The organism is Nocardiopsis sp. NPDC007018 (assembly GCF_040635075.1).
Lineage (GTDB): Bacteria > Actinomycetota > Actinomycetes > Streptosporangiales > Streptosporangiaceae > Nocardiopsis.
This window is the reverse complement of sequence record NZ_JBEYHA010000010.1, coordinates 1-14,378: the sequence shown is the minus strand read 5'-3', so window position 1 is coordinate 14,378 and position 14,378 is coordinate 1. Positions and strand designations below refer to the sequence as shown.

10 protein-coding genes and 2 tRNA genes are annotated in these 14,378 nt (G+C 73.8%); 1 reads left to right on the top strand and 11 read right to left on the bottom strand.

Annotated elements, in window-relative coordinates; all coding sequences use genetic code 11:
• Positions 1-100: 100 nt before the first annotated feature.
• From ABZ635_RS07545 to ABZ635_RS07495, 11 genes are all read right to left on the bottom strand, one after another.
• Positions 101-176, bottom strand: a tRNA-Thr gene (locus ABZ635_RS07545).
• 309 nt (positions 177-485) lie between these two features.
• Entirely contained in the window at positions 486-2,591 is a 2,106-nt protein-coding gene (locus tag ABZ635_RS07540) for an AAA family ATPase (protein ID WP_357760451.1), read from the bottom strand.
• A 340-nt stretch (positions 2,592-2,931) separates the two neighbouring features.
• Positions 2,932-7,617, bottom strand: a complete 4,686-nt coding sequence (locus ABZ635_RS07535) for an SbcC/MukB-like Walker B domain-containing protein (RefSeq protein ID WP_357760447.1) — start codon at positions 7,615-7,617, stop codon at positions 2,932-2,934.
• Entirely contained in the window at positions 7,571-8,947 is a 1,377-nt protein-coding gene (locus ABZ635_RS07530) for a TIGR02678 family protein (protein ID WP_357760444.1), read from the bottom strand. Before ABZ635_RS07530 ends, ABZ635_RS07535 begins: the two co-directional genes overlap by 47 nt.
• On the bottom strand, positions 8,947-10,968 hold the full coding sequence (locus tag ABZ635_RS07525) for a DUF2397 family protein (RefSeq protein ID WP_357760441.1): 2,022 nt from the start codon (positions 10,966-10,968) through the stop codon (positions 8,947-8,949). Before ABZ635_RS07525 ends, ABZ635_RS07530 begins: the two co-directional genes overlap by 1 nt.
• Positions 10,969-11,241: 273 nt before the next feature.
• Positions 11,242-11,769, bottom strand: a complete 528-nt coding sequence (locus tag ABZ635_RS07520) for a hypothetical protein (RefSeq protein ID WP_357760439.1) — start codon at positions 11,767-11,769, stop codon at positions 11,242-11,244.
• Between the two features lie 162 nt (positions 11,770-11,931).
• Positions 11,932-12,234 carry a hypothetical protein gene (locus ABZ635_RS07515; protein ID WP_357760437.1) on the bottom strand — a complete coding sequence of 101 codons (303 nt, stop codon included), beginning with the start codon at positions 12,232-12,234 and terminating at the stop codon, positions 11,932-11,934.
• 10 nt (positions 12,235-12,244) lie between these two features.
• Positions 12,245-12,490: a hypothetical protein gene (locus tag ABZ635_RS07510; protein ID WP_357760435.1), complete on the bottom strand. Its 246-nt coding sequence runs from the start codon at positions 12,488-12,490 to the stop codon at positions 12,245-12,247.
• Positions 12,491-12,502: 12 nt separating this feature from the next.
• Complete coding sequence (locus ABZ635_RS07505; RefSeq protein WP_191266743.1) at positions 12,503-12,748, bottom strand: hypothetical protein; 246 nt, start codon at positions 12,746-12,748, stop codon at positions 12,503-12,505.
• Positions 12,749-12,803: 55 nt separating this feature from the next.
• Positions 12,804-13,049 (bottom strand): hypothetical protein, encoded by a 246-nt coding sequence (locus ABZ635_RS07500; protein ID WP_017543038.1) that lies wholly within the window; start codon positions 13,047-13,049, stop codon positions 12,804-12,806.
• Positions 13,050-13,488: 439 nt separating this feature from the next.
• Positions 13,489-13,570, bottom strand: a tRNA-Tyr gene (locus tag ABZ635_RS07495).
• 221 nt (positions 13,571-13,791) lie between these two features.
• Between ABZ635_RS07495 and ABZ635_RS07490 the strand changes: the two genes are divergently transcribed.
• Positions 13,792-14,289, top strand: a complete 498-nt coding sequence (locus ABZ635_RS07490; RefSeq protein ID WP_357760430.1) for a YajQ family cyclic di-GMP-binding protein — start codon at positions 13,792-13,794, stop codon at positions 14,287-14,289.
• Positions 14,290-14,378: the final 89 nt, after the last annotated feature.

Sequence of the window (14,378 nt, the reverse complement as noted above, 5' to 3'; positions counted from 1 at the left end):
GATCAGAACGGAAGGACATCCTACCGCGGATGTCCCTCTGTCAAGGCCGGTGAAGTTCCACCGGCCACCCACCTGAGTGGACCGGAACCTCGTCAAGTGGTGGAGCCCCTTTACGGAATCGAACCGTAGACCTTCTCCTTACCATGGAGACGCTCTGCCGACTGAGCTAAAGGGGCGCGCTGTGGGACTTTCTCTCGTCCGCCCCGGGGGTGTTGCCCCCTTGCGCTGAACACGACTATACAGGGGTTCGGGGGTGGTCTGCCACATCGAGCGCCGGGCACCCCCGCAGGGGCCCGCGGAGCACCGCGCCAGGCCTCTCCCCCGTACACCCCGGAACACACGAAAACCCCTGCTCAGCAGGGGTTTGATCGCGCCCCAGGCCACTCGGAACCCTCCGGAGCGCGGCTCGAAAAAGGCCGCCGATGTGACGCCGTGCACCCGGCCCCCGGTGCTCGGGGGCCGGTGTTCGGGAGTCGTGCCGGACCTCAGCCGTTCGGTTCGGCCAGCCAGACGTTGGACATCGCGTCGCGGTTGATCGTGCGGATGTCGGCGGGCAGGCCCAGTCTGCGCAGGGCGTCCGACAGCCGGGTGTCGTGCGTGAACACGATGAGCTGCCGGTGCCGCCCCACCTCCGCCAGGACCGCGGCCAGCCCCTCCACGGTCTCGGTGTCCATCGCCTGGACCGGGTCGTCCAGCAGCAGGAACCCGAAGGGGTTGCCGTCCACGAGGGCGCGCGGCAGGCAGATGGACAGCGCCAGCGCCTGGAACTCGCCCTGGCTGAGCAGCCCGGGCGCGCTGGTCTGGTCGTCCACCCCGTCGACGGTGACGTCCACCTCGACCCGGCGGCGGGCCCCCCGGCCGATCAACCGCATGCCCTGGAGGTCGATGTGGCGCTCCTGGCGCAGCCGGAACCAGACCTGCTCGGCCTGGGCGGCCACCGGGCCCAGCCGCTCCGCGCGCACGCCGCGCGCGTACTCCGCCAGCCAGTTCAGGGCCGCCTCCGCCGCACCCAGGGTCTCGCTCGCGGCCACGGCGTCCTGGGCGTCGTCCAACCAGGAGGAGAGTCGCTCCGCGAGCTCCGCCCACCCTTCGGTGGGGTCCTCCAACCGTTCCGAGGCGTCCCGGCGGGCGCTGACCGCCGCCGCACGGAGCCTGCGGCCCACCGACTCGATGTGCTCCGCCAGCTCACCGAGGTCCTCGATGTCGGAACCGGACTCCCAGAGCGCCCAGACCTGGCCGAGCTCGCTCTCCGGTGGCAGCCAGGACGGCACCGGGGAGAGCAGGAAGCGGGCCTGGTCACGCGCCGCGGTGGCGCGGTCGTGGGCGGAGGAGGCAATGGCGGCCTGGGGGCGGAGCGCGCGCAGCTGCGCGTTGGCGCGGCGCACCCAGTCCGCGCCCAGCGCCCCGGTGGCGGAGCAGGTGGGGCAGGTGGTCTCGGTGGGGTGGCGCTTGTGGTGCTCCAGCGCCTGTTCGAGGAGCTGGACCACACCGTGCGCGTGGTCGCCCTTCGTCCCGGCGGCCATCGCCAGTTCCATGGCGGCGCCGCGCAGTTCGTTCACGACGTCGGCGATGATCGTGCGTTCGGGAACGGCCAGGCGGCGCAGGCGGCGCAGCACCACGTGCAGGGCGGGGTCGCTGGGGCCGTCGTCGGCGGCCACCCGGCGCAGTGCCTCCAGGTCCATGGAGGGCGCGGTGAGCACTCCGACGGCCTGCGCGGCCCGCGGGTCGCCGGAGGCGCCCAGGACCTCCAGGAGGGGGCGGATCTCCCGTGAGGGCCGTTCACGGCGCCGGACGAGGGCGTCGCAGACCTTGGCCAGTCGGCGTTCGGCCTCGGCCAGCCCGGTGAGCCCGAGCAGGGCGGTGAGGGTGTCGTAGAGCTCGGCGGCGCGTCCCGTGACGGTACGGCCTAGTTCGTCGTAGGAGAGGAAGGGGCGGTAGCGCACCAGGTTCTCGCCCCAGTCGAGGGTGCGCAGCGGCGAGACCTCGCCGCCGGGGTGCACGACCTCACCACGCGCCGAGCGGACGCTCTCCCCGGTCCAGCGGCGGCTGATCCGGGTGGGGCCGGGGTCACCGGCGATGTGGATGTCCACGGTCGCCTCGGTGCGCTCGTCGTAGTGCAGGTTGCGCCATCCGTCGCGCCAGCCCGTGGGCATGGCGTCCCAGCGCGGGTTGCGGCCGGTCAGCGCGGCCTCCGCCGCCTCGGCGAAACTCGACTTGCCGGAACCGTTGCGGCCGACGATCACGGTGAGTCCCGGCCCCGGCGAGAAGGTCAGGTCGGCCGGGCGGCCGATGCCCCGGAACCCCTGGACGCGGATACCCGTGAGGTAGGCGCGGCGCACCCGTCCGGGCGGGGGCCCGGGATCGCCCTCGGGCACCAGCCCGGGGACGTGTTCACCCCTCAGGAGGGCCTCCAGCGCCTCCTCGCCCCACACGGCGGCCCCGACCCAGGCACGGACCTCCTCGGGCAGCCCCGACACCGCCAGGGCGTCGAGGAGGGCCTTGGTGGTGGGGTCCTCGGTCTGGGACGCGGCCGCGTGGCCGTCCCGTCCTGTGCGTGTGTCCGCCTCGGGTCCCCGAGTCACCTTCGCCACCCCGCTCCGTTATCGAACCTGCACCAGCAGAGTAGGACAGGACGGGAGGAAGCGCGCTGGTGGTGCGCCCGCCGGACGGCTCCCGGCCCCGGTCCGGCCCGCCCACGGCGCCGACTCGGGGGCGGTGCGGCGCCCCCGGCCGTCCCGGACGCCCGTCCCCCGCCGACCGCCCGACTCCTCCCGCACGGTGCTCACCGTCCCCACACTCCCCGGCGCCCTCGTGTTCGCCGCCACCGACACGCCCCCGGCGCCTTCCCCGGAAAACGGACATGACCCACGCCACTGTGGCACGGTCGGCCGGAGCGTGTCGGCGTGTCCCCGAAACCGCCCCGGCCCGGGGTCACACCCCGACCAGCCGCCTCCTACTGCCGTCCCAGGTGAAGTGCAGGGTCGCGATGCCCGGGACGTTCGGGTCGCGCAGGCACTCGTAGATGTTGAGACTCGGCACGCTCGCGAAACAGCCCCAGACGCGCTCGGACGTCAGCACGAAGTCCAGGTCGAGTTCGACCAGCAGGCCGAGCAACCGCCCGTGTGTGGGCTCGTCGACCTTGGCGAAGGCGTCGTCCAGCAGGATCAGGCGCGGCGCCCACGGGGCGCGGACCGCCAGGGCGTCGAACTGGGCGGCGGCGGCGGCGAACAACACCAGGTAGGCGACCACGCGCTGCTCGCCCTGGCTGAGGGCGGTGCGGTGGCCCAGACGGCGCTCGTCTCCGGCGGAGTCGGTGACGTACACGGTGAAGGTGAACCAGGACCGGTAGTCGAGCGCGGCGCGCAACTGGGCTCCGCCGGTGGCGGCCGGGTCCAGGCGGCGGATCGCCTCGATGCAGCGGCGCAGGGCGTCGCGCAGGCGGGTGGTCTGGACCCGGGTGCGCTCCTCGGGCGGGGTGGCCAGCAGCGGGACGACCGCCTCGACGTCGGCGCCCGCGTCCGGGGCCAGGCTCCAGTCCATGCGTACGCCGAGACCGGCCGAGGTGGTGACGTCCTTGAGGACGTCGTTCATGGTCGCGATGAGGGCTCGCGCCTCGTCGATCTGGCGGGAGAGGTGACCGGCCAGCTCGCCCAGGAGGTGGCGCTCGAAGGCCTCCTCCTCGGCGACGGCCACGGTCTCCTCCGCGCGCACGACCGCCTCGGCGACCCGTTCGGCGTAGGCGGCGACGTCGTGGGCGCCGTCCTCGTCGTGGACGGTGAGGCGCTTCACCCCGCGTGGTTCGCTGAGTTCGGTACGGGTCTGCCCCCAGCCCACCGAGGTGAGGAGGCGGTGCAGCTCCTCCCGGCTGCCGAGGATGCCGCTGTCGTCGACCTCGACGACCTCCTCCTGAGCGGCCAGCCCGCCCTCCAGCTGCGAGGCGAAGGAGGCCAGCAGGGCCAGGCGCTCGTCCGGCCCGGTGGTCTCGGCCTCCGGGCCGCCGTTGACGGCCGCGAGGTAGCGGGCCAGGGGCGCGTCGTCCCCCGCGCAGTCCTCCAGCCCCGCCGCGCGGAGCAGCACGGCGTCGGGAACCGTGTCCTCCGTGCCGGTGACCGCCCTGCTGTCGGGGTCGCCGACGGTGGTGACGGAGGAGACCAGGGCCTCGCCCGCCGCCAATGCCCGGCGCACCTGCTCGGCGCGCTCGGTGGTGGCGACCTCCAGGCGGGCCTCCGCGCTGACGCGCTCGTCGCGGGCGCGCTGGGCGTCGCGTTCGAGTTCGGGCAGCCGACCGGCGGCCTCCTCGGCGCGCTCCCTCACCTGGGCACGGGCCGCGTCGATCTGTTCCGGAGCGACGCCCCGGGCCCGGTCGCCGAGCTCGAACTGACGGCGCACGGTGATCATGTCGTCGATCGCCGCCGCGCGGGCGTCCTCGGCCAGGACCCGGGCGGCCCGGGCCCGCGACCACGCGTGCGTGTGGCGTTCGTGGTCGGCCAGCTCCCAGGCGAGGACGTCCAGGTCGCGCAGGGCCGAGGCGATCAGGACCCGTAGGTGGTCCAGGGCCCGCAGGGCGCTGTCGAGTTCGGCGCGCACGGTGGGCAGGCGCTCCTCGCGGGCCGCCTCGGCCAGGCGCGAGCGGATGCCGAGGAGTTCGGTCCGGGCCGCCTCGGCCGCGGACCCGGCGGTGTCGTGCGCCCGCCTGGCCGCGGCCACGTCGGCGCGGGCGACGTCGAGCGCGGCCCAGGCGCGGATGAGCGGAGCGGCCTCGGGGAGGTCGCGGGAGACACCGAGCAGTTCGGTGTAGGAGCGCTCGACCCCCCAGCGGCGCTCGCCCGCCTCCGCGAGGAGGGCCTCGGCGATGGCCATACGGCGGTCGGTGTTGGCGGACCGCCGGTCGCGGGCGCGTTTACGGGCGGCCTCGCCGATGAACTCGGGCTCGGCCTTGAAGTGGGCGCCGGAGGCCACCCCCAGGCGCCACCCGCCGGAGAGCGACATGGAGCTGACCGTGGTGACGGCGCTGTCGCGGCGGTGCTTGGGTTCGGCGTCCTCGGAGCTGCCGGGCGTCTCCGAGTGCAGGGCGATCGAGGACAGCAGGGAACGGAGGTTGTCGCCGTGCGCGCCCCGGTCGGGGAAGGCGACGGGCACGAGGACGTCCAGCAGGGTGCGGCCCTTGGCGGGGCGGGCCGGGGTCACCATCAGGTCGCGGGTGGCGGGGTCGACGAGGGTGCCGTCCGCGCGAATCCACCCGGCGAGCAGGCCGCTGGCCTCCAGCGCGGCCTCCAGCCCGGCCTGGTCGCGCGGGGAGAGGCCGTCCGCGAAGTCCACGGCCAGGTGGAAGGGGACTCCGTCGGCCTCCGGACGCGGGTAGGTGGCCCAGGCGGGGCGTTCGGGGGCGCTGTCGGCGTTGCGGGCGCGGCGGGCCGCGAGGTCGGCGAGCTCGTCGGAGAGCTGGCCCTCCTCGTTGACGGCGACGTCGCGACGGGCCCGCAGCTCCTCCAGAAGAGGGTCGACGGCCGTGTGGGCGAGCCGGGCGACGGTGGCCGGGACCCGGGGGTCCAGCACACGCAGGGTGTCCGTGATGGGCAGCTCCACACTGCCCTCCAGCTCGTGGATGGCCTCGCCGAGGGCGTGCGCGTGGCTGGAGTCCCGCAGCCGGGCCGCCCAGGCGCGGACCCCGTCCGCGTAGGCGGTGCTCTCGGCGCGCAGCGCGCCGATGGCCTCCTGTTCCCGGGTGTGGGCGTGCTCCAGGACGGCCTCGGCGCTCTCGGCCTCGCTGGTCAGCGCGACCAGGCGGCGGTCCGCCGCGGCCGCCGCGGAGGTGAGGCCGGTCAGCCGGGCGGCGAGGTCGGTGCGGTCGGCCGCGGAGTCGGCGGCGGAGGTGAGCCGGTCGTGCAGGCGGCCGAGCTGCTCACGGAGGTCGGCGAGGTCGACGCCCTCCACCGGGGCGCGCTCCACCGCCTGTTCGAGGCCCTGGAGGTCGACCCGGGTGGCGCTCTCCCTTGGCGCGTGCACGGCGGTGCGGGCGTCGGGGATCTGGCCAAGCGCGCGGGTGTCGAGCCCGGCGGCGGTGGCGGCGCGCGCCGCCTCGACATGGGTCTGGCGCAGGACCTCCAGCGCGCGTTCGATCGCCGCGGAGTCCTCACCGAGGCGCTCCACCGCGTGGGTCTCGGTGGTGGCGGCGTGCTCGGCGGCGGCCCAGGCCGCCTCCGCGGCGCGGATGTAGGCGCCCACGGCGGCGTCGTAGGCGCGGCGCTCGTTGGCGGTGGCGGTGGCGGCGCCGTTCTGGGCCGAGGCGAGGGTGCCGTCGTCGGCCTCGGCGGTGTCGCGAGTGCGGCGCGCCTGGTCGCGTTCCTCCGCGATCTGGCTCTCGGCGGTGATGAGGTCGTCCAGCTCCGCGCGCAGGCGGTCGGTCTCGTCCGTGCGGCGCGTGCAGGCGTCGAGCTGTTCTCGGACCTCCGAGGAGCGGGCGCGCAGGGTGTGCAGGAGGTAGCCGTGGTAGTCGGTGAGGAAGGCGGCGACCCCCGCACCGGCCTCGGCGAGCCCGTCCTTGTCGCTGCGGGCCTGTTCGAGGTCGGCGATGTTGCGGGCGACCTCGTCCAGGACGGACTCGTCCATGGGCGGGAGCGCCTCGGACAGCACGCCGACCAGCTCACCGGCCTCCAGGCGGTCGCCGATGGTGGGGCGGCGCAGGCGGTAGAGCAGGTGGATGAGGTTGCGGTAGCGGACGGAGTCGTCGATGCCGAACAGGTCGCGCATCACCCGGGCGCGGTAGGGGACGGCGCTGGTGAAGCAGTTGTCGGAGCCGATCTCCGAACGCAGCCGGTCGACGGGCTTGGGGCGTCCGTCGGTGACCAGTTCGAGGTCGTGGCCGACGCGGCGGTCGGTCACGAAGAACACGCAGCGGGGGTCGGCGTCGCCGACCGCCATCACCGCCGCTCCGAGGGTGATGTGGCGGGGCGGGACGCCGGGGTCACCGGTGTCCGCCACCGTGGCGTCGGTGCCGGGGTCCTCCCCCTCGGGTGAGGCGCCGCCCTCCCCTTCGGCCGCCGGGGCGGGGACGAGGGCGGCCAGCAGGGCGGAGGCGGTGGTGGGAGCGGACGCGGCGAGCGAACGGGCGGGGGCGTCCAGCCCCCGGTCGCCGCGCGCGGTGGTGAACTCGACCCACAGGTAGCCCAGGCGGGTGGCGGGCCCGGACCCGGTCTCCCCGCCGTCGCCGGGGGCCGCCGGGGCGGCGCCGTCCGCGGGCCCCGTCTCCTCCTCCACCTCGGGAGCGGGTTCCGCGGGGCCGCCGAGCAGGTCCGGGCCGGTGTCCTCGGGGACCGGCCCGCGACCCGCGCGGGGGTCGTCGGCCATCAGCCACCGCAGGCTGGTGCGGTTGGTGCCGGTGGTGTCCAGGCGGCGGACGTCGCCGTCCAGCAGGAACGGCAGCAGCATCTCCAGGGCCTTGGACTTGCCCGCGCCGTTGCGACCGCGCAGCAGGAGCCGCCCTTCGGCGAAGTCCAGGACGTGGTCGTCGTACTGCCAGACGTTCCTGATGCCCGCGCGTTCCAGGCGGTAGCGGGGGGTGTCGGCAGGATCAGCCGGAGCCGTCCCGGGGGCCTGGATCGTCTCCTGTGTCACCACTGGTCGCGCTCACCTTCTCGTTCGCCACCGTTTGCAGCACGGACGCCACACGGTCGAGGTCGCCTCGGGCGTCGGCCCCGGGGGCGGGCCCGTCCTGACCGGAACCACGCGGAGGCGCGGGATGTGTCCGGCTGTCTTCGTCATTGTCCTGGATCAGGGGGACGCACTCGTCCACGTCGGCGCCGAACCGGGCCGCGGCGGCGGTCAGCGCCCACGCTCCGGGGCCGCCCGACAACAGGCCGAGCCCGGTGAGGAGCTCCGTCACGAGACCGGACAGGCGTTCCGGATCGGGGATCTCGGGCCCGGCCGCGCGCGCCCACTCGGCGCGGGCCGGGGCGTCGGCTCCGCCGAGGGCGTCCAACGCGGTACGTAGTTCCAGGTCGGACACGGGGACCGAGGTGGCGGGGCGGCCGGGGTGCAGGCGGCCGGACAGGTGGCGGACCAGGGCGAGGGCCGTTCGACCCACCGGGTCGTCCGAGGGGAAGCGCACGGCGGCCTCCGTCTCGTCCGGCATGACGAGCGCCACACCCTCGGCGCGGATCTCGGTGTCGCAGCCGAGCAGGTTCCCCAGGGCGGCCGCGGCCCGCCACTGGTGGGCGGCGAGCCGGTCGCGCTGGCGGTCGGGGAGGTGTTCGCGGTAGACCACGGCGGTCTCGGCGAGCAGGCGGCGCAGGGCGATCTCACCCGCCTGGTCGGTCTCCGGGTCGGGGTCCGACGCGTCGGCAAGGAACGTCCCGGGGTCGTCGCCCGCCCGGGGTAGGTGGGCGACGACGGCGCGCAGGGCTCCGGTGTCCGGGGCCAGCTCGACCCGGTGGGCGGGGTCCGCCTGGTGGGCGAGGACGCTCCCCGAGGTCTCGGTGAGCGCGCCGAGGCCCACGAGGTGCCGGAGGGCGGCGCAGAAGGCACGGCGCTCGCCGAGGCCGCGGCCCGGGTCCGCGTCGACCCCGGCCTCTCTCGCGGCCGCGCGGACCCGTTCGGCGAGGACCCGCGCGGTGACCGCTCCGGTCTGCTCGACCAGGACCGCCAGGACCAGCGCCAGGTAGGTGTGGGTCCGGGGGGTGAAGCGGGTGCCGGTGGTACGGGTGGCGGGCCGCACCACCTCGTCGACCAGGCCACGCTTGACCAGGCGGGCGTGCTCGTCGGCGACGGTCAGGCGGTAGCCGAGCACCCGCTGGAAGCGCTGGACGAGCCATTCGGTGTGGGAGCGCACGAGGGAGAACTCGGCCGGGTGGGTGCGCCGGGTGAGCAGGGGGCGGGCCATGAGCGCGCGGGCCGCGGCCTGACGCTCACCGATGAGGGCGGCGTCCTCGGTGTGGGTACCGGTCTCCATCACTCCCACCTTCCGGTTCGGGGCGTGTCTCCGGCGATGTCGATGGGGCCGGTGGTCTCGACGTCGGGAGCGGAGCCGGTGGGGTCACCGGTGCCCGGGGGTTCGTGGGGTGCCCGGCCCGGCGGGACGGGTCCGGGGGGTGTGGTCCTCCCGGGGGGACTGGAGCGCTCGGAGAACACGGCGTGCGCGCCGGGCCCACCCGGTGCCCAGGAAGCGTCCGGCGCACCGGAGGCCGGCGACCCGCCGCCCGGGCCGTCGGGCGCGGGGGGCGCGCCGGGTGTGGCGCGACCACCGGTCCCACCCGGGCCGTCGGGCGCGGGGGGCGCGCCGGGTGTGGCGCGACCACCGGTCCCACCCGGGCCGTCGGGCGCGGGGGGCGCGCCGGGCACACGGGGGCCGCTGGGCCCGGGGGCGGAGTACGCACCCTCCCAGGGAGCGCGGGAGGCCGGGGCGGGCGGCCCCGGCCTCTCGGAGGCGAGGGGCGGAGCACCGGGTACCGTCCCGGAGGCCGCACCGGTCTCAGGGGTCCTACGGGGTCCACCGGAGGCTCGGGGCGGCGCGGTCCCGCGCGACCCACCAGCCGCACCGGGACCCGGGTACCCAGAGGTCACGCTCGGCGCACCAGAGGCAGCGTTCCGGTTCTCCGGGGCACCGGACGGCGCGCCCAGAACACCGGGCCCGCGCACCGCCTGATCCCCACCAGGCCCACCAGGCGCAGCAGGCCCACCAGTCGCAGCAGACCCCGAGTCCCCAACGGCCGCGCGGGCCCCTTCCGGGGTTCCTTCGACGACGGGCCCACGGGGCGGCGCGGACCCCAAGGACCCACCGGGCTCGGTTCCCGCCATCGCACCGGTACCCGAACGTCCCGAAGGCCCGGCGTCACCCGTCAGCGCGGTCGCGGCGCGAACGCCGGGGGCCGGTGCCCCGCCGAGTACCTCAGAGGCGCCGCCTCCGGATACCTCCGAGGCGCCGCCCCCGGAAGACCCGGACGTCGTGATGTCGGCACCCGTGTCACCCGTGTCACCCGTCGCGAGGGGTACACCGGTCACGGGTGTCGTGCCCCCGGCCTCCGCACTCCCGGCGTTCGCGACAGGAACACCGGAATCGTCCGGCGCGGTGGAGTCCCCGACCGCACCGGGCGCCGCCGATCCCGGAGCCTCCGTGGGCCCTGCGGTGACCGTCGGCGCGCCACGGTTGTCGAGCGCCCCGGACTCGCCGGGTTCGGGCGCTCCACCGGCCGCGGTGGACTCGGGCCTGCCGCCGGAACCGGCGTCCGTCCCAGCGCCGGACGTGCGGTCACCCGAGAGGACGGTCCCGGCCGCTCCGGGCTCCGCGTCCGCCCCGGGGGCGGTCGCCCCCGAGGAGTCGGACCCGGCGGGCGCAGCGTGCTCTTCGTAGGAGGTGACGCACAGGCTCAGGCCCTCCAGCGTCAGGTCGCCGCCCTCGCCCCGGACGGTGAGCTCGGCCCCGGGCGCGGAGACGACGTGCAGGCGCAGTCCGAACTCCAGGTCACCGGCGGAGGTGGGGCGCCTGGAGGCGTCGCCGGAGCCCAGCGCGGCGGTGAGGAGCTCCATGAGGACCTCCATGCCCGCGCCGGACAGGTCCAGACGGGCGCGGTCGGCGGTGGGTTCGGTGAGCAGGGAGCGGATCTGTTCGGCGCCGGCGCGACGCCAGTGCGCGGAGGACTCGGCCGCGTCGCGCAGGCGCGCCTGCTGGGCGCGGTGGTCGCGCACGGGCTCGGGCGGTCGGGTTCCGGGGTGTTCGGTGACGGTGCTGCGGTCCGCCTCGGCGTGCCACCAGCTCGTGGTGGCCGCGACCGTGTCGTCGACCCGCCCCTCCAGGTGCCGTGCGGGATGTAGGGCGAACGCGGCCGTGGCCAACAGCTCCACGCGGTCCGGTTCGGCCTCCTCGAACCAGGCGGCCAGGCGCAGCAGAGCGGCGCGGCCGTGCCGTGGCACCGGCCGGTCACCGGTGCCCTGTCCTTCGTCCGCGCGGTCGTCCGCCCACTGGTTGAGTCCCACAACTCAGCAGACTAGAGACCTCCGGGGCCCGCCACGCCCGGATCGGCCGGACCGGAGTCGGGTGAAACCCGCTCGGCGCCCGATCTGACCAGCGGGTTCGATAGTTTTCTCGACTTTGTGAGGATTCCGGGGAGCGGGGGCGGAGTCGAAGCTCACGTCCCCCCGCCCGGGGGCCCGGGCCCCGACGATCATGCCGCGCTCGCGACCACCGGGCGGCCGTCCGCGTCGATGGCGGCTCCACCGACACGATCGGACAGCGTGGAAGGACGGGCTCTAGTCGCCCGGGGCGGCGGGCAGGGTCAGCCGTCCGTCGTCGGCCTCCGCCAGGGCGTCCCGCTGCTCCTGGGGCATGTCGTCGTCGTACTCGGTGATCGAGTAGGTGGAGAAGTACCAGGTGCCGTCGACCTCCACCGGGTCACCGAGCTCGACCTCGACGTCGTAGGGGTCGTCCTGGCACCCCTGGTCCATGCACCAGGTGCCCAGGACCTCGCCCTCGCCGCGAGCGCGGGTGTCGTCCCACTGGTCCCACTCCATGTCGGTGAAGGTCGTGGACGCGGTGGCGACGTAGACCCCCGGTGTCTGGTCCTCGAAACCCTCCTCGTCCCCGTGCAGGTTGAGGACCCGGACCTCGCCCTCGGCGGCGGGGGTGTCCTCGTCGTCCTCGTCCCGGGGCTCGCCCGTGGCGTCCTCGCGCTCGGTGGGACGGTCCTCGGCGGGGTCGCCCGCCTGACCGCAGGCGGGGAGGGTCAGTGCCAGGGCGGTTCCCAGCAGCAGGGTTCGGGCCAAGAGTGCGGGCTTCAACCGGCCTCCTCGGTTCATGGGGGCTCCTCGCTCCACGACCATCATCGCCGTCGTGGTCGCCGTGGGGGAAGCGGTGAGGCCCCCCGGCATGTGCCGGGGGGCCTCGATCCCGCTCTGTTCCGTCACCGGAGCCCTGGGGCCCCGTCGATCACCGTCGGGTGATCAGTAGCCGTAGCCGTGGTCGTGACCATGGTCGTGGTCGACCTCGTCGGCGCGGTCGTGGTCGACGTTGGTGCCGACCGGACCGTTGACGCAGTCACCCGTGGTCTGCGGCGACAGGATCGGCACGTTGGCGCCGACCAGCCCGACCGCGAGCTCGGTGTTGCACAGCTGAACCGGAACCAGCTGGAGGTTCTGGTTGAACTGCTGGTCGCCACCGTGCGACGCGGAGGCCGGAGCGGCCGCGAGCATCGCGCCGAGCGCGACACCGGCGATCGCCGTGGCGGCGGTGAACCTGCGCAGCATGTGGGGCTCCCTAGTCGATGTTGGTGCTGACCGGACCGTTGACGCAGTCGCCGGCGGTCTGCGGCGACAGGATCGGCACGTTGACGCCGGCGAGCAGGCCGACAGCCAGCTCGGTGTTGCACAGCTGAACCGGAACCAGCTGGAGGTTCTGGTTGAACTGCTGGTCGCCACCGTGGGAGGCGGACGCGGGAGCGGCCGCGAGGATGGCGCCGAGCGCGACACCGGCGATGGCGGTGGCAGCGGTGAACTTACGCATTGTGGGGTTCTCCTAGTCGATGTTGGTGCTGATGGGGCCGTTGACGCAGTCGCCGGTGGTCTGCGGCGACAGGATCGGCACGTTCACACCGACCAGGCCGACGGCGGCGCTGGTGTTGCACAGCTGGACCGGGATGGCCTGGAGGTTCTGGTTGTACTGCTGGTCGCCACCGTGGGAGGCGGAGGCCGGGGTGGCGGCCAGAACGGCAGAGAAAGCAGCACCAGCGACGAGGCCGGCAACACCGAGCTTACGCAGCATTGAATTACCCTTCAGAAGAATGTGAGATATGGTCTCGGTCGAACCGATGCCGGAACTAGCTGATGTTGGTGCCGATGGGGCCGTTCACGCAGTCGCCCGTGGTCTGCGGCGACAGGATCGGCACGGTGACGGCGACCAGACCAACGCTGCCCGTCAGGTTGCAGGACTGGATCGGGACGAGCTGGAGGTTCTGGTTGAACTGCTGGTCACCGCCGTGCGAGGCGTGAGCGGGAGCGCCCATGAGGAGCGCGCCCATCGCGGCACCAGCGACCAGGCCAGCAGCGGTCAGCTTCTTGATCATGTTTCCCCCGAGAATTCAAGCGAGGCATTGACAGAAAAAGACGCAGGCGCTTTTGCACCTGTGTCGCGGTGGACTGGTGCAATCATCATCCGACCCACGATTTTTGTCAACGCCGAAACTCCGGCGACCATTTGTCCAGATTGCCAGTAGCATTCCTTTTGCCCCCGAAAACAAAAGGGACAATGCGATGATTTATCAGCACGCCGAGGGCCTGCCGGGACGATCAAAGGTCACACAGAGTGACCGAAGCGCACTCGGAGCGTGACCGTCTCGCAACCGCCCGAATCGCCGGACCGTCCGCGCGCCCTCCCGATCCCGCGCGAGCCCCGCGTGCCTTGAGAGAGGCTCAAGCGTGTCGTGTCCGGCCCCGGCCGCACCCCGACCCCGGACACGACGAAGCCCCCGGCACCTGTTGGTGCCGGGGGCTTCGTACTCCCTGTGGCGGGTGAAGGATTCGAACCTTCGAAGGCTAAGCCGACGGATTTACAGTCCGCTCCCATTGGCCGCTCGGGCAACCCGCCTGGGCTGCTGCGACGCGGTGCGTCGCTGCGCAGGAACGACAATAGCGGATGATGGGCCCGAACCTGAAATCGATTTCCCAGGCGCGTCCTCCCAGGGCTCGTCAGACGGGTCCGCGCGGGGCGCGGCTAAGCTCGGAACCCGGCCCGGACCGGGCCGGACGAGACGTACACGGGCGCCCCGGCGCCCGTGACCCATGAGACGTAGCGGGGTGTGAGAGTACGTGGCCGCCGAATCCAGTTTCGACGTGGTGTCCAAGCTCGACCGTCAGGAGGTCGACAACGCGCTGAACCAGGCGGGCAAGGAACTGTCCCAGCGGTTCGACTTCAAGGGCACGGGGACCACCATCGCCTGGCAGGGCGAGGACGGCATCGAGATCAAGAGCGGCTCCGAGGAGCGCGCCCTGGCCGCCCTGGAGGTCTTCAAGGAGAAGCTGATCAAGCGCAAGCTCTCCCTGAAGATCCTGGACCCGGCCGAGGAGGCCAAGCCCTCCGGCAAGGAGTACCGGCTGCCGATCAGCCTCAAGGAGGGCATCACCTCCGAGGACGCCAAGAAGATCTCCAAGCTCATCCGGGACGAGGGCCCCAAGGGCGTCAAGGCGCAGATCCAGGGCGAGGAGCTGCGGGTGAGCTCCAAGAAGAAGGACGACCTCCAGAGCGTCATGAACCTCATCAAGGAGAAGGACTTCGACCTGGCGCTGCAGTTCGTGAACTACCGCTAGCCACCCGAGACGCGACGGCCGCCCGCCCCCTTGCGGGCCACGTCGCCGCCACCGGCCACGTCCAGGCAGAAGATCTGCGCGTCGGCCAG